Annotated in this window: 21 protein-coding genes, 7 tRNA genes and 1 pseudogene; 22 read left to right on the top strand and 7 right to left on the bottom strand. The window is 21.4% G+C overall.

Annotation, left to right across the window (positions count from 1 at the left end; all coding sequences use genetic code 11):
• Positions 1 to 52 precede the first annotated feature (52 nt).
• The 9 genes from BUCICURV3402_RS02010 (at position 53) to BUCICURV3402_RS01970 (ending at position 8,347) form a co-directional block, all read left to right on the top strand.
• Positions 53 to 126, top strand: a tRNA-Trp gene (locus BUCICURV3402_RS02010).
• Positions 127 to 360: 234 nt separating this feature from the next.
• Positions 361 to 2,211 (top strand): dihydroxy-acid dehydratase, encoded by a 1,851-nt coding sequence (gene ilvD, locus BUCICURV3402_RS02005; protein ID WP_154029422.1) that lies wholly within the window; start codon positions 361 to 363, stop codon positions 2,209 to 2,211.
• A gap of 39 nt (positions 2,212 to 2,250) precedes the next feature.
• Complete coding sequence (gene ilvC / locus BUCICURV3402_RS02000; RefSeq protein ID WP_154029421.1) at positions 2,251 to 3,735, top strand: ketol-acid reductoisomerase; 1,485 nt, start codon at positions 2,251 to 2,253, stop codon at positions 3,733 to 3,735.
• Between the two features lie 99 nt (positions 3,736 to 3,834).
• A complete protein-coding gene (locus BUCICURV3402_RS01995; protein ID WP_154029420.1) occupies positions 3,835 to 5,781 on the top strand; it encodes a UvrD-helicase domain-containing protein in 1,947 nt (648 codons plus the stop codon).
• Positions 5,782 to 5,928: 147 nt separating this feature from the next.
• Entirely contained in the window at positions 5,929 to 6,264 is a 336-nt protein-coding gene (gene trxA, locus BUCICURV3402_RS01990) for a thioredoxin (protein WP_154029419.1), read from the top strand.
• Between the two features lie 251 nt (positions 6,265 to 6,515).
• A complete protein-coding gene (gene rho / locus BUCICURV3402_RS01985) occupies positions 6,516 to 7,778 on the top strand; it encodes a transcription termination factor Rho (protein WP_154029418.1) in 1,263 nt (420 codons plus the stop codon).
• A 233-nt stretch (positions 7,779 to 8,011) separates the two neighbouring features.
• Positions 8,012 to 8,086 (top strand) — tRNA-Arg (locus tag BUCICURV3402_RS01980).
• Between the two features lie 29 nt (positions 8,087 to 8,115).
• Positions 8,116 to 8,191 (top strand) — tRNA-His (locus tag BUCICURV3402_RS01975).
• A gap of 82 nt (positions 8,192 to 8,273) precedes the next feature.
• Positions 8,274 to 8,347: transfer RNA gene (locus BUCICURV3402_RS01970), tRNA-Pro, on the top strand.
• A gap of 24 nt (positions 8,348 to 8,371) precedes the next feature.
• On the opposite strand, the gene cyaY is transcribed toward BUCICURV3402_RS01970, so the two are convergent.
• Complete coding sequence (cyaY, locus tag BUCICURV3402_RS01965; protein ID WP_154029417.1) at positions 8,372 to 8,713, bottom strand: iron donor protein CyaY; 342 nt, start codon at positions 8,711 to 8,713, stop codon at positions 8,372 to 8,374.
• A gap of 123 nt (positions 8,714 to 8,836) precedes the next feature.
• On the opposite strand from cyaY, the pseudogene dapF reads away from it, so the two are divergent.
• Both dapF and BUCICURV3402_RS01955 read left to right on the top strand, forming a co-directional pair.
• Positions 8,837 to 9,648 (top strand): annotated as a pseudogene (gene dapF, locus BUCICURV3402_RS01960) (diaminopimelate epimerase).
• Positions 9,649 to 10,092: 444 nt separating this feature from the next.
• Positions 10,093 to 10,986, top strand: coding sequence for a hypothetical protein (locus BUCICURV3402_RS01955; RefSeq protein ID WP_154029416.1), 894 nt, complete (start codon positions 10,093 to 10,095; stop codon positions 10,984 to 10,986).
• A 125-nt stretch (positions 10,987 to 11,111) separates the two neighbouring features.
• Here the strand turns inward: BUCICURV3402_RS01955 and BUCICURV3402_RS01950 are convergent, their stop codons facing one another.
• Positions 11,112 to 11,858: a ferredoxin--NADP reductase gene (locus BUCICURV3402_RS01950; RefSeq protein ID WP_154029415.1), complete on the bottom strand. Its 747-nt coding sequence runs from the start codon at positions 11,856 to 11,858 to the stop codon at positions 11,112 to 11,114.
• Between the two features lie 324 nt (positions 11,859 to 12,182).
• On the opposite strand from BUCICURV3402_RS01950, the gene zapB reads away from it, so the two are divergent.
• A complete protein-coding gene (gene zapB, locus BUCICURV3402_RS01945) occupies positions 12,183 to 12,425 on the top strand; it encodes a cell division protein ZapB (protein WP_154029414.1) in 243 nt (80 codons plus the stop codon).
• A gap of 122 nt (positions 12,426 to 12,547) precedes the next feature.
• Here zapB and hslU read toward each other — a convergent pair whose 3' ends face one another.
• Positions 12,548 to 13,882, bottom strand: coding sequence for an HslU--HslV peptidase ATPase subunit (gene hslU, locus BUCICURV3402_RS01940; protein ID WP_154029413.1), 1,335 nt, complete (start codon positions 13,880 to 13,882; stop codon positions 12,548 to 12,550).
• A 13-nt stretch (positions 13,883 to 13,895) separates the two neighbouring features.
• Positions 13,896 to 14,426 carry an ATP-dependent protease subunit HslV gene (hslV, locus tag BUCICURV3402_RS01935; RefSeq protein ID WP_154029412.1) on the bottom strand — a complete coding sequence of 177 codons (531 nt, stop codon included), beginning with the start codon at positions 14,424 to 14,426 and terminating at the stop codon, positions 13,896 to 13,898.
• A gap of 236 nt (positions 14,427 to 14,662) precedes the next feature.
• Here hslV and rpmE point away from each other — a divergent pair, with 236 nt between their 5' ends.
• Positions 14,663 to 14,875, top strand: a complete 213-nt coding sequence (gene rpmE / locus BUCICURV3402_RS01930; RefSeq protein ID WP_154029411.1) for a 50S ribosomal protein L31 — start codon at positions 14,663 to 14,665, stop codon at positions 14,873 to 14,875.
• A gap of 214 nt (positions 14,876 to 15,089) precedes the next feature.
• Here the strand turns inward: rpmE and BUCICURV3402_RS01925 are convergent.
• Positions 15,090 to 15,162 (bottom strand) — tRNA-Gly (locus BUCICURV3402_RS01925).
• Between the two features lie 322 nt (positions 15,163 to 15,484).
• On the opposite strand from BUCICURV3402_RS01925, the gene pgi reads away from it, so the two are divergent.
• The 6 genes from pgi (at position 15,485) to BUCICURV3402_RS01895 (ending at position 20,150) form a co-directional block, all read left to right on the top strand.
• Positions 15,485 to 17,125: a glucose-6-phosphate isomerase gene (gene pgi, locus BUCICURV3402_RS01920; protein WP_154029410.1), complete on the top strand. Its 1,641-nt coding sequence runs from the start codon at positions 15,485 to 15,487 to the stop codon at positions 17,123 to 17,125.
• A 192-nt stretch (positions 17,126 to 17,317) separates the two neighbouring features.
• Positions 17,318 to 18,226 carry a tRNA (adenosine(37)-N6)-dimethylallyltransferase MiaA gene (gene miaA, locus BUCICURV3402_RS01915; RefSeq protein WP_430809864.1) on the top strand — a complete coding sequence of 303 codons (909 nt, stop codon included), beginning with the start codon at positions 17,318 to 17,320 and terminating at the stop codon, positions 18,224 to 18,226.
• 300 nt (positions 18,227 to 18,526) lie between these two features.
• A complete protein-coding gene (gene rpsF / locus BUCICURV3402_RS01910; protein WP_154029408.1) occupies positions 18,527 to 18,910 on the top strand; it encodes a 30S ribosomal protein S6 in 384 nt (127 codons plus the stop codon).
• 69 nt (positions 18,911 to 18,979) lie between these two features.
• Positions 18,980 to 19,207: a 30S ribosomal protein S18 gene (rpsR, locus tag BUCICURV3402_RS01905; RefSeq protein ID WP_154029407.1), complete on the top strand. Its 228-nt coding sequence runs from the start codon at positions 18,980 to 18,982 to the stop codon at positions 19,205 to 19,207.
• A gap of 58 nt (positions 19,208 to 19,265) precedes the next feature.
• Positions 19,266 to 19,715 (top strand): 50S ribosomal protein L9, encoded by a 450-nt coding sequence (gene rplI, locus BUCICURV3402_RS01900; RefSeq protein WP_154029406.1) that lies wholly within the window; start codon positions 19,266 to 19,268, stop codon positions 19,713 to 19,715.
• Between the two features lie 24 nt (positions 19,716 to 19,739).
• Positions 19,740 to 20,150, top strand: a complete 411-nt coding sequence (locus BUCICURV3402_RS01895; protein ID WP_154029405.1) for a dUTP diphosphatase — start codon at positions 19,740 to 19,742, stop codon at positions 20,148 to 20,150.
• A 58-nt stretch (positions 20,151 to 20,208) separates the two neighbouring features.
• On the opposite strand, the gene BUCICURV3402_RS01890 is transcribed toward BUCICURV3402_RS01895, so the two are convergent.
• Positions 20,209 to 20,281 (bottom strand) — tRNA-Ile (locus tag BUCICURV3402_RS01890).
• A gap of 177 nt (positions 20,282 to 20,458) precedes the next feature.
• Between BUCICURV3402_RS01890 and BUCICURV3402_RS01885 the strand changes: the two genes are divergently transcribed.
• Both BUCICURV3402_RS01885 and sbcB read left to right on the top strand, forming a co-directional pair.
• Positions 20,459 to 20,531: transfer RNA gene (locus BUCICURV3402_RS01885), tRNA-Asn, on the top strand.
• 81 nt (positions 20,532 to 20,612) lie between these two features.
• Positions 20,613 to 22,064 (top strand): exodeoxyribonuclease I, encoded by a 1,452-nt coding sequence (sbcB, locus tag BUCICURV3402_RS01880; protein ID WP_154029404.1) that lies wholly within the window; start codon positions 20,613 to 20,615, stop codon positions 22,062 to 22,064.
• 10 nt (positions 22,065 to 22,074) lie between these two features.
• Here the strand turns inward: sbcB and mutY are convergent, their stop codons facing one another.
• Positions 22,075 to 23,364, bottom strand: a complete 1,290-nt coding sequence (gene mutY / locus BUCICURV3402_RS01875) for an A/G-specific adenine glycosylase (protein WP_154029403.1) — start codon at positions 23,362 to 23,364, stop codon at positions 22,075 to 22,077.
• A 131-nt stretch (positions 23,365 to 23,495) separates the two neighbouring features.
• Here mutY and trmB point away from each other — a divergent pair, with 131 nt between their 5' ends.
• Entirely contained in the window at positions 23,496 to 24,215 is a 720-nt protein-coding gene (gene trmB / locus BUCICURV3402_RS01870; RefSeq protein WP_154029402.1) for a tRNA (guanosine(46)-N7)-methyltransferase TrmB, read from the top strand.
• Positions 24,216 to 24,217: the final 2 nt, after the last annotated feature.

Here is a 24,217-nt window from a genome sequence, read left to right as displayed (position 1 = left end):
TAATATATTTATGTTCATTTATTTTCTACATTCTGTAAATTTTTACTTTTTTAGGGGCGTAGTTCAATATGGTAGAGCATCGGTCTCCAAAACCGAAAGTTGGGGGTTCAATTCCCTCCGCCCCTGTTAAAAAATAAAATATATATTTTATTTTCTTATCCTAAAATTTTTTTCAATAAATAAGTTAATTTATAAAATACTTTATATATTATTATTAATAATTATTTATTTATAAAAATAGATATTCATAATAATTATTATAATTTATATGTAATTATAATTTTATATAAAATATAAATTTTTATAAAATTTTATCTAAATAAAAATTTTTTTAAGTTTTATACGAAATGAGTAAAATAAATGCCAATATATCGTTCATCTACAACTATTAATGGAAGAAATATGGCCGGAGCAAGAGCATTATGGCGTGCAACCGGCGTGAAGGATACAGATTTTGGAAAACCAATTATTGCTGTTGTAAATTCTTTCACAGAATTTGTTCCTGGACATATACATTTACGTGATTTAGGAAGATTAGTTTCTCAAGAAATTATTAAATCTGGAGGAATTCCAAAGGAATTCAATACAATTGCTATTGATGATGGAATCGCTATGGGTCATTCTGGTATGTTATATTCTTTACCATCACGAGAGTTAATTGCAGATTCTATTGAATATATGATAAATGCACATTGTGTAGATGCTATGGTTTGTATTTCTAATTGTGATAAAATTACACCTGGTATGTTATTAGCTGCATTAAGATTAAATATTCCATCTGTTTTTGTTTCTGGAGGACCTATGGAATCAGGTAAAATTACATTAAATGATAGTATAATTAAAATTGATTTAGTTGATGCTATTGCACATGGAGTTAATAAAAATACTTCAAATAAAATTTTATCTGATATTGAAAATTCTGCTTGTCCAACCTGTGGTTCATGTTCAGGTATGTTTACTGCTAATTCAATGAATTGTTTAACTGAAGCTATAGGTCTTGCATTACCGGGTAATGGAACAATATTAGCTACTCATATTGATAGAAAAAAATTATTTTTAAAAGCTGGTAAAGTTATTGTAAAAAATACAAAAGATTATTATGAAAATAATAATATTAATTTATTACCAAAGAGTATTGTAACAAAATCAACTTTAAAAAATGTTATGATTTTAGATATTGCAATGGGAGGGTCAACAAATACCGTTCTCCATCTTCTTGCTATGGCTTATGAAGCTGATATTAATTTTCATATGACAGATATTGATTATTTATCTAGAAAAGTTCCTCATTTATGTAAAATATCACCTAGTACATCATTATATCATATGGAAGATTTACATCGTTCGGGAGGGATATTTGGTATTTTATCTGAATTAAACAAGATTAATTTATTAGATACTTCAGTATATAATATACTTGGATTAACATTAAAAGATACAATTAAAAAATATGATATTTTTAATAAAAAAAATAAAAAAAACTTTTCTTTTTATGCATCAGGACCTGGAGGAATAAAGACTATTATTCCTTTTTCACAATCATTTAGATGGAGTACACTAGATAAAGATCGTATAAATGGCTGTATTCGTTCTGAAAAACATGCATATAATAAAGATGGTGGATTAGCTATATTAACAGGTAATTTAGCAAAAAAAGGAAGTATAATAAAAACCGCTGCTATTGATCAAGATAATATGATTTTTTCAGGACCAGCTAAAGTATATGAAAGTCAGGATGATGCTGTATATGCTATTTTACATAAAAAAGTTAAACCTGGAGATGTAATAGTAATTCGATACGAAGGACCTTGTGGTGGACCTGGAATGCAAGAAATGTTGTATCCTACAACATATTTAAAATCAATTGGTTTAAACAAAAAATGTGCTTTAATAACAGATGGTCGTTTTTCTGGGGGAACATCTGGTTTTTCTGTTGGACATATTTCTCCTGAAGCTGCAAGTAAAGGGTTAATTGCATTAGTATATGATGGTGATTTAATTAGTATTAATATTATTAAGCGTAGTATTATATTAAATATTTCTTCAGAAGAAGAGAATATTCGAAGAAAAAAAGAAGAAAAAAGAGGAAAAAAAGCATATACCCCTAAAAATCGTTTACGAAAAATCTCTAATTCTTTAAAACTGTATAGTATTTTTGCTACTAGTGCAGATAAAGGAGCTGTTAGAGATTTAAAAAAAATATATCTTTAATTTTTAATTATTATCTATAATAAACAAAGGAATAAGAATATGAAAAATTTTTTTGATTCTCTCTCTTTTAGAGAGCAGTTAATTGAGTTAAAAACTGGTTTTTTAATGAAAAAAAATGATTTTTTAAATTCTCAAGAAATACTAAAAGATAAAAAAATTGTTATAGTTGGATGTGGTGCTCAAGGATTAAATCAAGGATTAAATTTAAGAGATTCTGGTTTTAATGTTTCTTTTGTTCTTCCTGAAAGTTCTATAAAAAATAAATCTATTTCTTGGAAAAATGTTACAAAAGAAAATTTTTATGTAGATATATATGAAAAATTAATTCCTAATGCTGATTTAGTTATTAACTTAACACCAGATAAACAACATTCAATGGTGGTAAAAAAATTACAAAAATTAATGAAAAAAGATTCTGTCTTAGGATATTCTCATGGTTTTAATATTGTTGAAGAAGGAGAAGAAATCCGTTCAGATATTACAGTGATTATGGTTGCTCCTAAATGCCCGGGAACTGAAGTACGAAAAGAGTTTTTAATGGGTTTTGGTGTGCCCACTTTAATTGCTGTTCATAAAAAAAATGATCCATATTCAAAAGGATTAAATATTGCTAAAGCGTGGGCTTGTGGATTAGGTTCGCATAAAGCTGGAGTCTTACAATCATCTTTTATTGCTGAAGTTAAATCTGATTTAATGGGAGAGCAAACAATTTTATGTGGAATGTTACAAGCTTGCTCTTTATCATGTTATGAACATCTTATAGAAAAAGGATATAGTTCTGATTATTCTGCTACACTATTACAATTTGGGTGGGAAAAATTAGCTGAGTGTATGAAAGAAGGTGGAATAAAATTATTATTATCTCGTTTATCAAGTGTTGCTAGAATTCGTGTACATGAACTATCTATTCAATTAAAAAATTTATTAAAACCATTATTTTGTTTACATATGGATGATATTATTTCTGGTGTTTTCTCTAAAAAAATGATTTCTGATTGGAAGTGTGGAGATAAACAGTTAATTAAATGGAGAAAAAATCTAAGAAAATCTAGTTTTGAGAATGCAAGTTTATACAATAATAGAAAAATTTTAGATCATGAATATTTTAATAAATGTTCTTTAATGGTTGCTATGTTAAAAGCTGGTGTAGAGTTATCTTTTGAAACTATGATTGATACTGGGATTACACCTGAATCAGCATACTATGAATCATTACATGAGCTACCTTTAATAACAAATACCATTTCTAGAAAGAGATTATATGAAATGAATTTAGTAATATCAGATACAGCTGAGTACGGCAGTTATTTATTCTCAGAACGAGCACTTCCTTTACTAAAAAAATTTTTAATATCACTTCATAGTGATGATTTAGGAGAATCAATTAAAGAATCTTATATTAGTAATATTCAATTATTAAATTTAAATAATTTAGTTGATAAACATCCTATTGAAAAAATTGGAAAAAAATTACGTTTATATATGAATGTTATGAAATCTACAGCATATAATAATAAAAATTAATTTAATATAATTATGTATAAAAGTATTTTGTATAAATATTTTTTTTATTTTTTTAAATAAAATATATTAATTTAAAATTATTTTTACAGTATTATATTTATGATATTAAATAAAATTCAACAAAAAGCTATTCATATAATTAATAATCCTTGTTTAATCTTAGCTGGAGCTGGTTCAGGAAAAACCAGCGTTATAATTAATAAAATAATAGCATTAATTAAAATATATCAATATGATCCTAAAAAAATTTTTGCGCTTACATTTACTAATAAAGCAGCTAAAGAAATAGAATTGCGTTTATTTGAAAAATTAACTATTAATCAAATTCAGGATATTACAATATCTACATTTCATTCACTTGGATTAAAAATTATTCGAAATGAATATAAATTATTAGGTTTAAAATCAAATTTTACTTTGTTTGATGAAAATGAGCAATTACGTCTCTTAAAAAATATAATATATAATACAGATAATAGTAATGTTTTTTTTTTAAAAAAACTGCTTTATCAAATTTCTTGTTGGAAAAATAAATTATTAAATCCAAATTTAGCACGTAAACACATTAATTCTTCTTTAGAAAAAAATTGTATTTTTTTTTATGAACAATATGATTATTTTCTTAAGCAACATAATATATTAGATTTTAATGATTTAATTTTTTTACCAACTCTTCTATTAAAAAATAATGTTAATGTTAGATTACGTTGGCAAAAAAAAATTCAATATTTGTTAGTAGATGAATATCAAGATATTAATATTAGCCAATATGAATTAATTAAATTATTATGTGATTATAATTCTAATTTTACTGTAGTAGGTGATAATGATCAATCTATTTACTCTTGGAGGGGAGCTCAGCAAAAAATATTTCATTTATTAAAATATGACTTTCAAAATTTAAATATTATTAAAATGGAGCAAAATTACCGCTCTTCGGGTTGTATATTACATGCGGCTAATATTTTAATTTCAAATAATACTAATTTTTTTAACAAAAAATTATTTTCCAAGTTAGGTTATGGTAATAAAATTTATATAATTATGTCAATTAATGAAATTAATGAAGCTCAAAAAATAATTAAATTTATTAAAAAACACAGAATAAAAAATAACAAAAAATATAAAGATTACGCGATTTTGTATCGCAGTAATTATCAAGCTCGTGTAGTAGAATCAGAATTAATTTATCAAGATATTCCTTATTATATTCATTCAGGTCGGTCTTTTTTTGATTCATTAGAAATAAAAGATTTATTAGCATATTTAAGATTAATTATAAATCATAATGATGATCTAGCTTTTTTACGTATTATTAATACTCCTAATCGAAGAATAGGATTAGTTACACTTAAAAAATTAAAAAATTTTGCTAAGATAAATCAAATTAGTCTTTTCATTGCTAGTACAGATCAACGAATTACAGTAAAATTAATGAAAAGTGTTGTATTGAGATTAAATAATTTTTCTTCATGGATTTTAAAACTTTCTTCTTTTTTATCTGTTTCACCTGAAAAAATTTTAAAAAATATTCTTCAAGATACAAATTATTTTGCATGGATTATGTCTTATTATGATGATGTAATTATTTCAGAAAAAAGAATACAAAATATAATTTTTTTTTCAAATCAGTTAAATAAAATGTTAGTTGGTGATAATTTTAATTTACCTATGAAATTAGAGGATGTATTAATACGTTTTTTTTGTGGTGATTTTAATAATTCCATTCAGGATGATGAAAATCAAGAATTAGATCAGTTGCAACTAATGACAATACATGCATCAAAAGGATTAGAATTTTCGGTAGTTTGTATTATTGGTTTAGAAGAAGGAACTTTACCTCACCATAAAAGTATTATAGACGGTAATATTACAGAAGAACGTCGTTTAATGTATGTAGGAATCACAAGAGCAAAAAATCAATTACTTCTTAGTTTTTGTAAAAAAAAGAAAAAATTTGGTATGGTTGTTGATTTAAAACCAAGTCGTTTTTTATTTGAGTTACCAAAAAAAGAAATTTCTTGGATAAAGTATACAATGAAATAAAAATAATGATTTATTAAGAAAAAAATTGTATATATTGTTTTTAATAATATGTATTAATTTTATATTAAAAATAATTATTTTTTTAATAAATAAAATTATTTATTATTAAAATAATTTTTATTACAAAAAATATATATAAGGATTTTTATGAAAATTACTAAAATTATTGAATTAACAGATCAAAATTTTAAAAAAGAAGTTTTTCTAGCTTCAAAATATGTTTTAGTAGATTTTTGGGCGGATTGGTGTGGACCTTGTAAAATATTATCACCTATTTTAGAAGAAATTGCTAATGAATATTTAAAAAAAATTATTGTTGGAAAAATTAATATTGATACTAATAAAAAAATACCTATAAAATATTCTATACGAGGTATTCCTACTTTATTATTATTTAATAAAAATAAAATTATAGGAACTAAGATAGGTGTTTTATCGAAAACAGAATTGAAAGATTTTTTGGATAAAAAATTATTAGATTAGATAAATTATTTTATTTTTTTTAATTTTTTAATATGGGTGAAAATAATAAAATAAATAATTATTTAATAAAAATTAATTTTTTTTTATTTATATTTTAAAAATTCATCTTTCATTTACAATAATATCATTATATTTTTATATAAAAATAACCCACTTAATATAAATTATTTAATAATTCTATATATAGTAATCTTTTTATATATAAAGTATTTTATAGATTTTTTTTCAAATAGATTGAGAAAGTCACTATTATGAATCTTACTGTTTTAAAAAATACATCGGTATCACAGCTTATTATTTTAGGTGAAAAAATCGGTCTTGAAAATTTAGCACGTATACGTAAACAAGATATTATTTTTTCTATACTTAAACAACATTCAAAAAGTGGAGAAGATATATTTGGAGATGGTGTTTTAGAAATTTTGCAAGATGGTTTTGGTTTTTTGAGATCTTCAGATAGTTCTTATTTAGCTGGTCCTGATGATATTTATGTATCCCCTAGTCAAATTCGTCGTTTTAACTTAAGAACTGGAGATACAATTTCTGGAAAAATCAGACCTCCTAAAGAAGGAGAACGATATTTTGCTTTATTAAAAGTAAATACAGTAAATTATGATCAACCAGAAAACTCACGTAATAAAATATTGTTCGAAAATCTCACTCCCTTACATGCTAATTCTAGATTAAAAATGGAACGAGGTAATGGTTCTAAAGAAGATTTAACTTCTAGAGTATTAGACTTGTCATCTCCAATTGGTAGAGGTCAAAGAGGCTTAATTGTAGCACCTCCTAAAGCCGGAAAAACGATATTATTACAAAATATAGCACAAAGTATTGCATATAATCATCCTGATTGCGTTTTGATGGTTTTATTAATTGATGAGCGACCTGAAGAAGTAACAGAAATGCAACGTTTAGTAAAAGGAGAAGTCGTAGCCTCTACTTTTGATGAACCTGCTTCTAGACATGTTCAAGTTGCAGAAATGGTAATTGAGAGAGCAAAAAGATTGGTTGAACATAAAAAAGATGTTGTTATCTTATTAGATTCAATTACTCGTTTAGCTAGAGCATATAATACTGTAGTTCCAGCTTCAGGGAAGGTTTTAACTGGGGGTGTAGATGCTAATGCTTTACATAGACCTAAGAGATTTTTTGGAGCTGCACGTAATGTAAAAGAAGGTGGTAGTTTAACTATAATTGCTACAGCTTTAATTGACACAGGTTCTAAAATGGATGAAGTAATTTATGAAGAATTTAAAGGAACTGGTAATATGGAATTACCATTATCTAGAAAAATAGCAGAGAAGCGTGTTTTTCCAGCTATAGATTATAATCGTTCAGGTACAAGGAGAGAAGAATTATTAACTGTTCCTGAAGAATTACAAAAAATGTGGATTTTACGAAAAATTATTCATCCTATGAGCGAGATAGATGCCATGGAATTTTTAATTAATAAATTATCTATGACAAAAACAAATGATGAATTTTTTGATATGATGAAAAGATCAAAATAATATTTTTTATAAATATTATTTTTTTATATTCAATTTAATTAATGATTTTAAATTTAAAGTTAATTTATATTAAATATTATTATTTTTATAGAAAAAACTTTATTTTATTTAATAAATAAAATAAAATACTAGATTTTTTTTATTAGTATATATATACTATAATTTAATAAATAGTAAAAATTTATTTTTATAATAAATATTATTTTTTATATTAAATTTACGCAAATATCTTTGCGTCCGTAGCTCAGTTCGGATAGAGCATTACTTTCCGAAAGTAAAGGTTTCAGGTTCAAATCCTGTCGGGCGCAATTTTTATGTATATATTTTTATTTTTTTGGTGGTCATAGCTTAGTAGGTAGAGCTCTGGATTGTGATTCCAGCGGTCATGGGTTCAAATCCCATTGACCACCCCAAATATATTTTTTTAATTTTATTAAAAAAAATAATGTAATTAAATTTTTTAAACTATTAAATAAAATTTTTATAAAATAATATCGGCGAATAGCGCAGCTTGGTAGCGCAACTGGTTTGGGACCAGTGGGTCAGAGGTTCAAATCCTCTTTCGCCGATTATAATAAATTTATTTATATTGTTTATTCTTTAATATTGTCTAAATCTGAAAAATATATTATATTTTTTGTTTGATTTAAAAATTCTTGTTCTAAAATGTTTGCTATTTTTTTTTGTGTTCGAATACATTTCCAAGTATTTTTATTAAGTATTAAATGGTATCCTTGATTTGATGTAGCAATCCATAATTGTTTTAAATATTCTTGTGAATTAATGATAATTTTTTTTTTGTTTTTAAATGTTATAGTTATCATATTTTCTAAATATATATAATCTATATCTATTTTTTCTTCATTTTGATTTATTATATTTTCTATAATTAATAATGTTTTCTTAAATTTTTTATTAAATGATAATATATTCATATTGACCCTAGTATTAAATATTATATTGGATAGTTTACTTTTAAATTTGATTATAACATTTGTTTTTTTTATATAAGGAGAATTAATTTGTTATTAAAAAAAAACACTATTTTTTTTTCTAAAATGCATGGTTTAGGAAATGATTTTGTTTTAATTGATTCTACAAAATATAATTTTTTTTTTCTTCAAAATTAATACAAAAATGGTCAAATAGATTCTTAGGTATTGGATTTGATCAACTATTAATAATTCAAAAATCAGTATCCAAAAAAGCTCATTTCCATTATAGAATTTTTAATTCAAACGGTAAAGAAGTTGAGCAATGTGGAAATGGTGCTCGATGTATTGCATATTACTTATTTATTAAAAGAAAAATTAGAAAAAAAAAAATTTGTGTTAGTACTAAAAATAGATATTTATTTTTAGAACATGTTGTAAAAAATATTTTTAAAATAAATATGGGTGAACCAATTTTTTTACCTAAAAAGATTCCCTTTTTACAAAAAAATACACAGTTATATTATAGTATTTATATTGATAAAAGAAAATATTTAATTAGTGTTGTATCTCTAGGTAATCCTCATTGTGTTATTCAGGTAGAAAATATTGATAATTTTCCTGTTCAAGAGATTGGTTTTAAGATATCAAAATATTTTTTATTTCCTGAAGGGGTTAATGTTGGATTTATGCAGATAATTTCAAAAAGAAAAATTTTATTACGAGTATATGAAAGACATGTTGGTGAAACACAAGCTTGTGGTAGTGGTGCTTGTGCTGCTGTTGCTATAGGAATTAATAATAAAATTTTATATAATTCTGTAACTGTAAAATTATTAAAAGGTAAATTAAAAATTTTTTGGGATGGAGTGTTAGAACATTCATTATATATGTCAGGGGAAGCTGTTCATGTTTATGATGGAATTATTACATATTAATTTATTTTAATATTATATTTTTTTTAAAGAAATTTTTTATTAGTTAGATATTTTTTTTATTTATTTTTTTTTAAAAAATATCAATTAAAACAATAATTTTATTAATTTTATTTTTTATTTTTTTTAGTAATAACAATTTTATTGTTTGACTTTTTTTGTATAGTGAAGTATATAAGCAATATAAACTAATATTTAAATTAATTTTAAATATATATAAAATTTTTTTATATTAGAAAAATTATATTAATTTTTAATGTATAATTAATAAAATATAGATTTTTTTTGAAAACATATTTAATTAAAAATTAAATATATATGAAAAAATATTTTTTATAATTAAAATTTAATATTTTAATTATTTTGATTATTTTTTTTAAAAAATATTTTTATAAATTAATTTTATTGATATCTTGTATTTAATACATATAAAAGGACAGAAATATTATGTCATCAGTTTCTTTAATAAGATCTAATTTTAATCTTAACTCAAAAATCATAAAAAAAGTTGATAATGTCCGTATATTACATAATGAAAGTTTAAAAAATGTTGATATTGCCATTGTTAATACATCTAATCAAGAATACATGGCGCATATTATCCCTAAAAGTGAATATGATAGGAAAAATATAGTTTATTCTAATCAAGATACTACTAAGCCATTAGAGCAGAATAAAAATACTAATTTTGTTAATACTGTATCTAGTAAAGAATATTTTGATAATCCAATGAGTGAATCTGATTTTCTTAATATCTCTCAAAATGAAAATTTAAAATATAGCATTCAGGATATTTTTTTAAAAGTGTTTAATAAAAATAATATTAAATGGAATATTTTAAATTCTTCTAATTTTTCAGATAAAACTACTCGCGAATCAGAAAAATTACAAGCATCATTTAGAAAATTAATTAAAACAGGTGTTTTAGAAGAAAAATTTTTAAGAAATATAAATGATAAAATGGTTTTTTTAGACGGAAAAATGATTCCTTCTTTTGAAGCTGTTGATATAATTAATGAGTTTCAAACTTCTATTACAGATTATAAATCACAACAATTAATTTCTACATACTTACATCCTGAAATATTAGAAGTAGCATGGAAAAATTTATCTTTACGTTATCCAGAAGTTCAAAATAGAAAATCTTATAATATTCATTATGCTTATGAAATTGATAATATTGGTCCAGGTATGTACAAATTAGCAGTAACAAAAATGGCAGACCTAGAACCTTCTTATTCAGAAAAAATAGATCAAGTAAATCAATATGCTCTTAGAGCTTCTATAATTGTTACTAAAGATTCTAACCCGAAAATGAAATATTCATTTTTTGTGCAATAATTATACTAAATTGTAATTATTTGTTAATTTTATAGAATTTATATATTTTTGCATATACTTAGAATTGATTCCCTTTTTATATGAGAATCAATTCTAAAGTAAATAATTTTCTATAAAATCAATTATTACCAATAATTTTCACTTGTTATATGTCCAGGTTTTCTACGAAAATGTTTTCTCATTTTTTTTAATGAAAATAATATTTTTTGTGTATCTTTTATCATATTAGGATTCCCACATAACATTACATGTGATTTTTTTTTATTTAATGGTTCTTGTATAGATTTTTCTAATTCTCCTGAAATAATTAAATTAGTTATGCGTCCATATAGATATTTTTTATTTTTTTCTTGACTTAATATTATTTTTATTTTTATTTTATCTTTATATTTTTTTTTTATTTTTTTAAATAATTCTAAATGATTTAAATCTTCACTATACTTTACTGCATATATTAAAATTATTTTTTTAAATTTACTTAGTACATTTTCATGTTGTAGTATAGAACAATATGGCCCTAAGGCTGTACCGGTAGAAATCATCCAGATATTTTCTTTATTTGGTAATTCTGAAAGAGTAAAAAAACCAAATGAATTTTTTTTAATAAAAATCTTATTGTTATAAATGTTATATAATTTTGGAGTAAGTTTTCCTTTATTAATTAATAGAATATAAAATTCTAAATTTTTATTATTAGGTTTATTGACAAACGAATAAGCTCTTTGTATTCTTTTTTTTTTTGAGTTTATATATGATAATTTTGTAAATTGGCCAGCTATAAAAGAATTAATGGGAGCTTTTATAATTAATGTAAATAAATTATTTTTCCATTTTTTTAGATTTATTAATTCTACTTCTAACCATTGATTCATAAAGTAGTATTCCAAATAATATGTTTTATATAAAAATTTGTTTATATGGATATTAATTACATTAAATATATGTAAATATTTAATTTTTTTGATCGATTTTATTTTTGTAAAGAAATGTTATTTTTTATATATATATTTTGTAAAATTTATTTAAAAAAATTACTAATATAACTATATTTAATAATTTTATTATGCATAATATATATATAAAAATTTTTTTCTAAAACATTTATATATTTTTTTAAAAATAAAAATATTTTTTTAAATATATAACTTATTCTTTTTATTATATCAATATATATTTTATATTTGAATGGTAACGTTATGGTTTTAGAAGTATTTTCTAATTTAGAAGTAAAAGTGCAAGAATCTGTAGATTATATTTCATTATTAAAATTAAAAATTAATGATTTAGAATTAAAAAATAAAAATTTAAAGAAAAAATTAAAAAATATTTATTCTTTAAAAGAACGTATTGAAAAAAAAAATCTTCTTATACAAGAAGAAAGAATTAAATGGAAAAATAAAATTAAATCTCTTTTAGAAAAAATTAATCATTTAGAATGATTAATATTTGATTTTTAAATAATATTAGCAATTAATAATTGCCTGCCCTAGACAATTATGTCTAAGATTGGCAATTATTTTAATGAAAATATTTTTTTTAAATTGGATATGTTTAAATTTTTTTATAAAATAAACCGACTTAAATCTTGATTTTCTACCAATTTATCCAAATGTAGACTAACATAATTTTCATCAATATATATTTTTTTTCCAGATTGCTCATTTGAATGAAATGAAATTTCTTCCATTAGTTTTTCTAAGACGGTGTATAATCTACGAGCTCCAATATTTTCCATAGATTCATTTATTTTCCATGAAGCTTCTGCAATTTTACGAATACCTTTTTTTGTAAAAATAATATCTACCCCTTCTGTTTTTATTAAAGCAATATACTGTGTTGTAATTGATGCATTAGGTTCTGTAAGTATTCTTTCAAAATCATCTATCGTTAGCGCGTTTAATTCCACTCGAATAGGAAGCCTTCCTTGTAATTCTGGTATTAAATCAGAAGGAGTAGATGTTTGAAATGCTCCTGATGCAATAAATAAGATATGATCTGTTTTTACAGAACCATGTTTTGTAGATACAGTACACCCTTCAATTAAAGGTAAGAGGTCTCTTTGTACACCTTCTCTAGATACATCAGAGTTTGATGAAGAAGAATGATGTCTACAAATTTTATCAATTTCATCAATAAAAACAATACTATTTTGTTCTACTGAATATATAGCTTGTTCTTTTAATTCTTCTAAATTTAGTAATTTTGTTGCTTCTTCTTCAATTATTAATTTCATTGCATCTTTGATTTTTAATTTACGTAAATTTTTTTTTTTACCTCCTAAATTTTGAAATAAAGATTGTAATTGATTTGTTAGTTCTTCCATTCCTGGAGGTGACATTATTTCTATACCAATAGGTGTAGAAGAAACTTGTATTTCAATTTCTTTATTATCAAGTTTTCCTTCACGAAGTTTTTTACGAAAAATTTTTATTGTATTTTCTGGTTTTTCTACTGAATTATCTTTATTCCATTGATTATCTGGTACAGGTATTAATATTTTTAAAATTTTTTCTTCTGCACGTTTTTTTGCTTGTTCTTTATTTTTTTCAATATTTTGTGTGCGAATCATTTTTATTGCTAAGTCAGTTAAATCTCGAATGATAGAATCAACCTCTTTTCCTACATATCCTACTTCAGTAAATTTTGTTGCTTCTACCTTTATAAAGGGCGCATTAGCTAGTTTGGATAGTCTGCGTGCAATTTCTGTTTTTCCTACCCCTGTTGGTCCTATCATTAAAATATTTTTAGGAGTTATTTCATGACGTAATTCTGAATTTAATTGCATTCTCCTCCATCTATTTCTTAAAGCAATAGCAACAGCGCGTTTAGCGTTGTCTTGTCCAATTATATATTTGTTTAATTCTTCTACAATGGCTTGAGGAGTCATTTCGGACATGCATATTTCCTTATTATTTTTTTGAGTGTATTTCATGTATAGTAAATGATTTGTTTGTGTATATACAAATATTTGCTGCAATTTTTAAGGATTTTTTCACTATTGTGGTTGCATTTAAATTAGTATTTTTTATTAAAGCATAAGCTGCTGATTGAGCAAACGGTCCCCCAGAACCAATTGCAATAATATCATTTTCAGGTTGTATTACATCTCCAGTGCCTGTTATAATCAAAGAATTTTTTTTATCTGCTACTGCTAATAAAGCTTCTAATTTTCTTAGTAATCTATTATTTCTCCAATCTTTTGCTAATTCTACTGCAGATCTTTGTAATTGTCCTTGATATTTTTCTAATTTTTTTTCGAATAATTCAAATAATGTAAAAGCATCAGCAGTTCCTCCAGCAAAACCTGCAATTACTTGATTTTTATAAATTAAACGAACTTTTTTTACATTACTTTTCATAACAGTATGCCCGAAAGTAGCTTGTCCATCCCCACCTATTGCTACTTTTCCTTGTACGCGAACACTTAATATAGTAGTCATAATTAATAGATTCTCTTATTTTTATAATTATATATATCTTAATTTTTAGAATATATTTTTTATTATTAGTATGTATATTTTTGTATAATTAAATATTGATTTTAAAAAATATTACATATACTATATATATAGTTTTTATTAAAAATAAAAATTATTTTAATAAAATTTGATATAAGAATCGAAATTATTATTTCTGATATTATTAGTATTAGTATACTTTATACAGAGAAAATATTATGAAAAAAAATGTTCATCCAGAATATAAAAAAATTTTTGCAATCTGTTCATGTGGATATAAAATTCCCGTTTTTTCTACTAAAAATAGTGATATGTTACTTGATTTATGTTCGCAGTGTCATCCTTTTTATACAGGAAAACAGAGAACTACAAATAATAAAGGGAGAATAAAAAGATTTCAAAAACGTTTTAATTTTTTGGAAATAAAGTAAAGGATTATTTTTTTAAAAAAAATATATTTTTTTAAAATATAAGAATTATATATTTATATTATTTATTTCTTTTAATAATTTTTAGTTATAATAATTGTTATTAAATTAAATCTTATATACAGGATTTTATTAAAAAAAAAATTATTTTAAAAAAATGTAATATAAAAAATTTTTTTATTTTAATTTTTAAGAATAGTTAAAATTAATAATTTTAAGCGGGAAACGAGATTTGAACTCGTGACCGCAACCTTGGCAAGGTTGTGCTCTACCAACTGAGCTATTCCCGCAATAAATTATCATTCTTGATTATATAAAAATTATTTTTTTTTTGCAAGAATTATTTAAAAATATTATTTATATAAAAATTTTTTTAAAAAATTTATTATTTTTATTAATTTTTAATAAAATGTATATTTAATTTTTATTAATAAATATATATTTATAATTTTTATTCAATTTGTAATTATATTACATTTATATTTTTTTTATGTAAAAAATATTATTATTTATTTAAAATTAATAGGAATATTTTTCTACATCTATTTTTATATATACAGAAAATGAGTATTCATTGTTTTATGGAATTATTTTAATAAAAAAAGGTTATATATGAAAAATATTAATCCAACAAATACTGTTGCGTGGAAAAAATTACACAATCATTTTTTTGATATTAAAAATATTCATATTAAAGATTTATTTAATTTAGATAAAAATAGATTTACAAATTATTCTATTTCTTTTAATAATGAAATTTTAGTAGATTTTTCTAAAAATCGTATTACTAAAAAAACTTTGCAATTATTATTAGATCTTTCTAAAGAATGTTATTTAAGTGATGCCATAAAAAATATGTTTTCGGGAAAACTAATTAACAAAACTGAAAATAGATCGGTTTTACATATTGCTTTGCGTAATAAATTAAATAATAAAATTATTATTAATAATTTAGATATTATGTTTTCTGTAAAAAAAGAATTAAAAAAAATAAAAAATTTTTCTAATGAAATAATTAAAGGTTATTGGAAAGGATATACTGGAAAAAATATATCAGATGTTGTAAATATTGGTATTGGTGGATCACATTTAGGTCCTTATATGGTTACTGAATCTTTAAAAGCTTATAAAAATCACTTAAATATTCATTATGTATCTAATATTGATGGTACTAATATTATTGAAGTATTAAAAAAAGTTAATTTAGAAACAACTATTTTTTTAATAGCTTCTAAATCATTTTCTACTGATGAAACTATTAGTAATGCTAATTATTTAAAAGATCAATTTTCTTTTAAGACTAATTCTATTAATTATTTTTCCAAACATTGTTTTGCTTTATGTGAAAATACCAGTTCAGCATTAAATTTTGGGATTCATAAAAAAAACATTTTTAAATTTTGGGATTGGGTTGGTGGTCGTTATTCTTTATGGTCTGCTTCTGGTTTATCTATTGCTTTATCAATAGGATTTAAAAATTTTGAACTATTATTATATGGCGCATATATTATGGATCAACATTTTTTGAATGAAAAATTATCTACTAATATTCCTGTTATATTGGCTCTAATAAGTATTTGGTATACAAATTTTTTTCATACAGAAACAGAAGCAATTTTTCCTTATGATGAATATATGCATGTTTTTCCTGATTATTTGCAACAAAGTTTTATGGAATCTAATGGTAAATCTATAGATCGTAATGGTAACTTAGTTACTTGGAATACCAGTCCAATTATTTGGGGTCAATCCGGTACTAATGGTCAACATTCCTTTTTTCAACTGTTACATCAAGGAACAAATTTAGTTCCGTGTGATTTTATTATTCCTTCTATTAGTCACAACCCTATTAACAACCACCATGAAAAATTATTATCAAATTTCTTAGCACAGACTCAATCTTTAGCTTTCGGTAATGATTTTTATATTAATAAAGAAAAAATATCAAATGATTTTATTAAAAATAAAAATTCATTTTATAAATTTTGTAATGGTAATAAACCAAGCAATTCTATTATTTTAAAAAAAATTACTCCATATTCTTTAGGTTCTTTAATTTCGTTATATGAACATAAGGTTTTTGTTCAAGGTATTATTTTAAATATATTTAGTTTTGATCAATGGGGTGTAGAATTAGGAAAATCTGTAGCAAATAATATATATCATGATTTATTTTGTAATAATCTTCATAAAAAATATGATAGTTCTACTATTGGATTATTGAAAATTTATAAAAAATGGAATAATCTTTAATATAAATTAATAATAATTTTTAAAATAAAAAGTATTATTATTAAAAGTATTTTAATAAATATTTTTAAAATATTTTTATAAAGTTATTTAATTAAATTTTTTTGAAAATTTTTTACAAATTATTTATATAAATTATCTTTAATTAAATTTGAAAAATAAAAAATGAATATTAAATCAGTTGTATTTTTTCTAATGGGTCCAACAGCAGTAGGAAAAAGTTCTTTAGCGTTAAAAATAAAAAAAAAATTTCCTGAAATAGAGTTATTAAGTGTAGATTCAAAATTAGTATATAAAGGTTTAGATATTGGTACAGATAAACCAAATAAAAAAGATTTAAAAGAAAATTTGCATCGTTTAATTAATATTAAATCACCCAAAGAAATCTATTCAGCTGTTGATTTTTATAAGGATTCTGTTAAGGAAATAAAAAATATTTTAAAATTTGGTAAAATTCCTTTGTTAGTTGGAGGAACAATGTTTTATTTTAAATTATTATTGAATGGATTTGCTTATTTACCTCCTTCTAATCCATTAATTAGAAAATATATTTTTGAAGAAATATGTTTAAAAAAAAAAAAAAAATTATTTGATATTTTAAAAAAAATTGATCCTGATTCTAGTAAGAAAATTCATATGAATGATATTCAGCGTGTTTTACGTGCAGTTGAAATATTTTTTGTTTCTGGAGGATTTTCACGCAGTAAGTTAATTAAATCTATACATGTAAAGTTACCATATAAAATATTTCAGTTTGGATTAATTCCATATAGAAAAGATATTTTATATAATAAAATAGAAAAACGTTTTTATAATATGTTAAACAATGGATTTGAAGAAGAAGTACGTAATTTATATAAAATTAAGAATTTAAATTCTTCTTTTCCGTCTATTAATAGTATTGGTTATAGACAAATGTGGTTTTATTTAAAAAATAAGTGTACATATCAAGAAATGATTGATAATACAATTAAATCTACCCGCAAATTAGTTAAACATCAATTAACTTGGTTAAATAATTGGAAAGATATCATCTTAATAAATGATAATCAAATAGATATTTTGATAAATAAAATTAAAAAAGTAATAGAATATAATAAATGATTTTTAATTAATTGTTTATTTTTTTTTAAAAAATTTTTATATATATAATTTAATTATTTTTCATCTTTTAAAAAAATAAAATTTGTGTAATTTATTTAATAATAAATATTTTTTATTAAAACTATTTTTTTTTCATGAATATAATTATGTTAATATAATAGAATATTTTTTGAATTTAAAAATAATTAAATTTTTAAAATTATTTTTAAATTTTATGTATATTAAATTTTTTTATTTAACTTTATATTTTAATAAATAATTTAAAAATTGTATTTTATATATTTTAAAGGAGTTTTATTAGTGCGTCACTATGAAATAGTTTTAATGATTCATCCAGATAAAAGTGAAAAAATTTCACAAATTATTGAATATTATTCAAATATAATCACTTCTAAAAAAGGGATAATTCATCGTTTAGAAGATTGGGGACAACGTGTATTATCATACCCAATAAAGAAATTACAAAAAGCGCATTATATTTTAATTAATATAGAAGTATCAATTGAATGTTTAAAACATTTAGAAAATGATTTTAAATTTAATATAAATATAATTCGTCATCTTATTCTTTTATGTACAGAAGCGTTTAAAAAAATGTCTCCTATATTACAACTTCAAGAAAATAATAAAAAAGAATTAATTTCTTCTAGAAAGAAAATACATAAAAATATAAAAAAATATTAAATTATAAGAATATTTTTATTTTATTTTAAATATAATATTTAATTTTAATTAAAGATTAAGGGTTTGATTATGGTGCGTTATTTTCGTCGTAGAAAATTTTGTAGATTTACAGTAGAAGGAATAAAATATATAGATTATAAAGATATTATTATGTTAAAAAATTATATTACTGAAAGTGGAAAAATAGTTCCTAGTCGTATTACTGGAACAAAAGCAAAATATCAAAGAAAATTATCCCGTGCCATTAAAATAGCTCGTTTTATCAGTTTAATTCCGTATACTGATCAACATAAATAAAAAAGTAATTATTTTTTTATAATATTAAAAGTAATATTTTTTAAGGTGTTTATATTAAATGAAAGTTATTTTATTAAATACAATAGAAAAATTAGGAAAAAAAGGACAAATAATTTTTGTAAAAAATGGATACGCTAGAAATTATTTGATACCTACTAATAAAGTATTATTAGCGACGCTAAGTAATATTAAAATTTTTGAACAAAATAGAATATTAGAAGAAAAACAAGAATCTGAAAAAATAAAAAAAGCAACAAAAAAAATCAATTCTATGAATTTAATAGGAGCAATTATTTTTTTTATGAAATCAAGTGAGAAGAAAAAAATTTTTGGTTCTATTGGAATTAAAGATATTATTAAACAATTATCCTTGATTGGTATTTTTGTTCAAAAAAGTGAAATTAAATTACCTCAAGGTTTATTACGTTATTTAGGAATTCATGAAGTTATATTTACTCCATATAAAAATATTTCTACTGTATTTAAAGTAGTTATTCTATCAAAATAAAATTGTATTAAAATAGGATTTTTTATGTGTTTAGATGTATTAGAATTAAATATAAAAATTCTTGATTCTCGTATTGGAACTATTTTTTTTTTTCCTGAATATTTATCTGATGGATTACTTGGATTTTATTTAAGAGCTTGTATTAAAAAAAAAATATATATTTCACCTGAACAAACAACATTAATTTCTACAGGAATATTAATTAATATTTTTGATAAAAACTTAGATTTTCTTATTAAACCTTTATATAAAGTAAAGAAAAAATATAAAATAATTATAGGAAATCCATTTATTCTAAAGAATTTTTTTTATAATAATGAATTGAAAATATCTATATGGAATTGTAGTAAAAAAATTTTTTGTGTGTATCCAGGTGAACGGATTGCTAAATTAATAATTCTTACTAAGAAAAAAATTAAATTTTTATACATATAAAAATTTAATTATTTAATTATAAGTTTATATATTTTTATTTTGTTTATTAGATATATTATGGCCCTTGCTGGATTTGAACCAGCGACCAAACGATTATGAGTCGTGTGCTCTAACCACTGAGCTAAAGGGCCTTATTAAGATATTAATATACTTTAATTATTAATAACATATTATAGAACAAATTGAAATACTAATCTATATTTTTTTTATTTTATAATTAATAATTATTTTTAAAATTTTAAATAATATAAAAAATATTTTTAATTATAAATTGACATCATATTATCTGTATGATATATATTTTATATTCCTCTGTAGTTCAGTTGGTAGAACGGCGGACTGTTAATCCGTATGTCACTGGTTCGAGTCCAGTCAGGGGAGAATGTTTTATTATTTATAATAATATGTAAATAAAATATTAAAATATTTTATAAATGAAATAATTAAATAATATTTAAATTTATGTTAAAGAAAAAGTATAGTGTTAATTTTTCTACAAAAAATTCTTTTGTTTTTTATGATTATGAAACTTTTGGTACAAATGTATCTCTAGATAAGGTATCTCAGTTTTGTAGTATAGAAACAGATAATTCATTTAATATTATTCGTAAAAAGACAGTTTTATTTTGTTATCCTCCTTTAGATTATTTACCTGATCCAAAATCTGTTTTAATTACTAAAATATTACCTCAATATACAAAAATACACGGATTAAATGAATATTTTTTTACTAAAAAAATATATGATATTTTTTCTCAAAAAAATATATGTATAGTAGGGTATAATAATATTAATTTTGATAATTTAATTACACGTAATCTTTTTTATAGAAATTTACTTGATCCTTATGAATGGTGTTGGAAAAATAATAATTTTAGTTGGGATATTTTAAATATTTTACGTTCATTTTATATATTTTATCCTGAAGTTATGTTGTGGTGTCATAAAATTGACGGAACTATTAGTTTTAAATTATCTGATGTTACTTTAGTTAATAAGATTGAACATACTAATATTCATGATGCTTTTTCTGATGTAACAGCTACTGTTTTAATAGCTCGATATCTATATTATCGAAATAAAAAATTTTTTTTGTTTTTGTATAAAATATCTCATAAAAAAAATATATTATCTTTTATATATAAAAATTATAAAAAACCTTTTTTTTACTTATCTAGTTATTTTGGTTCTAAAAATAATAATTTTGGCTGTGTAATGATTTTAGATTTTCATCCAATATATAATAGTAACATTATTGTTATTGATTTATCGATAAATATAAAAAATTTATTTAGTTTATACAATAATTCTATAAATAAAATATTAAAAATTAAAAAATTATTTCATTGTGGAATTCAAGTTATTAATATTAATAAAGCTCCATTATTATTTTCCTATAACTCTCTTTCCGATAAAAATTGTAAGAGATTAAATATTAATTATCTACGTTGTCAGAAAAATTTTTTTTTATTAAAAGATAATATACAGATTAAAAATTGGATTATTTCATTTTTTTCAAATAGAAATAAAAACAAGATTATTCAAGATGTAGATTTACTACTATATAAAAATTTTTTTACTTACCAAGATAAATCATTATTTTCTTTTATTCATTGTAATCCTCCTTCTTTTTGGATTAATTGGAATCCTAAATTTATTGATAATAGAATTAAGGAAATTTTTTTTCGACTAAAAGCACGTAATTTTATAAATTTACTAAGTAAATCTGAAATAAAAATATGGAAATCTTATTGTCAAAAAAAAATAAATTCTAAATTTGTTAATACATATATTGAAAATATTCGTTTATTGCAATTAAAATATGATATTAAACATAGTAATTATATTTTATTAGAAAAATTAATTGATTATGTAAATAAAATTACATATAAAATCAATAATTTAATTAAATAAAAATGTATTTCTAATTATTATTAGAAAATAAAAACTTTTTCATTTTTTTTTCTAAATATTCACGATCTTCATCAATAAACATGTTTAGTTTTTTTTCATTAATTATTTTCGTTTGCTTTTTTAACCAGCATGTCCATGCTTTTTTAGAAATTTCTTGATAAATTTTTTGTCCAATCTCTCCGGTAAAAAAAGGATAATCTAAACCTTCTTCATTTTTTTTAAAAAATGAACAAAAAATTATACGTTTATTTTTTTTTTTCATATTTTCTTCCTTTATTTTTTTTTTTAAAATTATAAATATTTTTTTTACTGGAGCGGGGATACCAATTTTTTTATTTAAAAATATGTTATACCATATATTTTCTTTTTTATTTAATTTATATTTTTTTTTTTTTATTTTGATTAACTGAGTAATTATATATAATTTTATATTACTAATATAGTGAGTAAAAGGTAGTATATTTGTATTTTTTTTTTTTTTACTTTTGTGTATAATTTTTTTCCATTCATTTATTGATATTAGAAAAGGAGTTACAGGAAAATAAAATAATCCTTTCCAAATAGAAATTTTTTTTTGTTTTTTTATAAAAAATAAATTTTTATATTGTATTATTGAAAATAATATTCCAATTTTACTTTTTTTTTTTATTTTTTTTATATAAAAAGGTTGATTATAAGAGTAATTGCAAGTATTATTCAAAGGGCATATAGAACATTTAGGATTTTTATTTGTGCAAATTAATGATCCTATATCCATCATAGACTGATTAAATTTATTAGCATGATGAATAGGAAGATATTTATTAATCAAATTCCATAATAAAATATCTAATTGTCTTTTTTTTTTATTAACTATATTAATTGCATGAAATCTTATTAAGATACGTTTTATGTTGCCATCTAAAATAGCATATCCAAAATTATATGCGAAAGATAGAATTGCTCCAGCTGTTGATTGGCCAATACCTGGTAATTTTTTTATTTCATTGATATTTTCTGGAAAAAGTCCATTATATTTTTTTTTTATAATTATAGCTGTTTTATATATATTATGTGCTCTTTGATAATATCCTAAACCACTCCACAAATACAGTATGTCATTTATGTTTGCTTTTATTAGTGATTTCATGGTAGGAAATTTTTTTTTAAATTTATTAAAATATGGAATTACTGTTTTAACTTGTGTTTGTTGCAACATAATTTCAGATATCCAAATAAGATAAATATTTTTTTTTTGCCATGGTAGATTTTTTCTTCCGTGGTGATGAAACCAATTAAGTATTTTTTGTGCAAATAACATATTTATCCTAATATTATTAATAAATTGAAATTTATAATTTATTTTATTTTTTAAAAAATTAATATTTTTTTGTTTTTAATAAAATATTTTTTTTAAATTTATATAAATATTTTTTATATTGGTGAATACTAATGTGTTCTATTAATTATCGTATTTATAAAAAAAAAAATAAGTCTTTATATACAATTAAAAGTTATGTAATTAGAAAAAGATATATGAATAAAAAAAAAAAACAATTTATATTATTAAACTGGAAAAATTATGGGATTGATTTTTGTTATACTCAATTAAATTTTTCGTTATTATTTTTTTTAAATCAAAAAATTATTGTAGAAATTGGTTTTGGTGATGGATATTCATTCATACAAAAAGTTTTAAATAATCCTCATATAAATTTTATTGGAATTGAAGTATATCCATTAAGTATTTATTCAGCTATTAAGTATGCTTGCTTATATAAAGTAAATAATTTAAAAATAATATTTCATGATGCTGTTGAAGTTTTAATGTATATGATTCCAGATTTTTCAGTATTTATTCTTCAAATTTTTTTTCCTGATCCTTGGTTTAAATTAAAACATCATAAAAGACGATTAATAAATAATAATTTTATTCACTTAATAGAAAAAAAAATAGTTTATAAGGGTTACTTACATATAAGAACTGATTGTCATTTATACTCAAATAATATATTTACTTTGATGTCACAAAATTCTATTTTTAAACGTATTTTTTTTAAAAAATTTTTCTTTCCATTACATAATATATATGTGCAAACTAAATTTGAAAAAAAAGCTATTTTATTAAATCATGATATTTTTGATTATAAATATCAATTATATTTTAAATAGTT

This window comes from Buchnera aphidicola (Cinara curvipes) (genome assembly GCF_900698915.1).
GTDB classification, from domain to species: domain Bacteria; phylum Pseudomonadota; class Gammaproteobacteria; order Enterobacterales; family Enterobacteriaceae; genus Buchnera_F; species Buchnera_F aphidicola_AY.
Note: the sequence above shows the minus strand (reverse complement) of the source record. Positions and strands in the feature narration are given on the sequence as shown.

Excerpts from the sequence above, each read along its gene's own strand:
- ilvD (WP_154029422.1), top strand. The coding sequence starts at position 361 with ATGCCAATATATCGTTCATCTACAACTATTAATGGAAGAAATATGGCC.
- ilvC (WP_154029421.1), top strand. The coding sequence starts at position 2,251 with ATGAAAAATTTTTTTGATTCTCTCTCTTTTAGAGAGCAGTTAATTGAG.
- BUCICURV3402_RS01995 (WP_154029420.1), top strand. The coding sequence starts at position 3,835 with ATGATATTAAATAAAATTCAACAAAAAGCTATTCATATAATTAATAAT.
- trxA (WP_154029419.1), top strand. The coding sequence starts at position 5,929 with ATGAAAATTACTAAAATTATTGAATTAACAGATCAAAATTTTAAAAAA.
- rho (WP_154029418.1), top strand. The coding sequence starts at position 6,516 with ATGAATCTTACTGTTTTAAAAAATACATCGGTATCACAGCTTATTATT.
- cyaY (WP_154029417.1), bottom strand. The coding sequence starts at position 8,713 with ATGAATATATTATCATTTAATAAAAAATTTAAGAAAACATTATTAATT.
- BUCICURV3402_RS01955 (WP_154029416.1), top strand. The coding sequence starts at position 10,093 with ATGTCATCAGTTTCTTTAATAAGATCTAATTTTAATCTTAACTCAAAA.
- BUCICURV3402_RS01950 (WP_154029415.1), bottom strand. The coding sequence starts at position 11,858 with ATGAATCAATGGTTAGAAGTAGAATTAATAAATCTAAAAAAATGGAAA.
- zapB (WP_154029414.1), top strand. The coding sequence starts at position 12,183 with ATGGTTTTAGAAGTATTTTCTAATTTAGAAGTAAAAGTGCAAGAATCT.
- hslU (WP_154029413.1), bottom strand. The coding sequence starts at position 13,882 with ATGTCCGAAATGACTCCTCAAGCCATTGTAGAAGAATTAAACAAATAT.
- hslV (WP_154029412.1), bottom strand. The coding sequence starts at position 14,426 with ATGACTACTATATTAAGTGTTCGCGTACAAGGAAAAGTAGCAATAGGT.
- rpmE (WP_154029411.1), top strand. The coding sequence starts at position 14,663 with ATGAAAAAAAATGTTCATCCAGAATATAAAAAAATTTTTGCAATCTGT.
- pgi (WP_154029410.1), top strand. The coding sequence starts at position 15,485 with ATGAAAAATATTAATCCAACAAATACTGTTGCGTGGAAAAAATTACAC.
- miaA (WP_430809864.1), top strand. The coding sequence starts at position 17,318 with ATGGGTCCAACAGCAGTAGGAAAAAGTTCTTTAGCGTTAAAAATAAAA.
- rpsR (WP_154029407.1), top strand. The coding sequence starts at position 18,980 with ATGGTGCGTTATTTTCGTCGTAGAAAATTTTGTAGATTTACAGTAGAA.
- rplI (WP_154029406.1), top strand. The coding sequence starts at position 19,266 with ATGAAAGTTATTTTATTAAATACAATAGAAAAATTAGGAAAAAAAGGA.
- BUCICURV3402_RS01895 (WP_154029405.1), top strand. The coding sequence starts at position 19,740 with ATGTGTTTAGATGTATTAGAATTAAATATAAAAATTCTTGATTCTCGT.
- sbcB (WP_154029404.1), top strand. The coding sequence starts at position 20,613 with ATGTTAAAGAAAAAGTATAGTGTTAATTTTTCTACAAAAAATTCTTTT.
- mutY (WP_154029403.1), bottom strand. The coding sequence starts at position 23,364 with ATGTTATTTGCACAAAAAATACTTAATTGGTTTCATCACCACGGAAGA.
- trmB (WP_154029402.1), top strand. The coding sequence starts at position 23,496 with ATGTGTTCTATTAATTATCGTATTTATAAAAAAAAAAATAAGTCTTTA.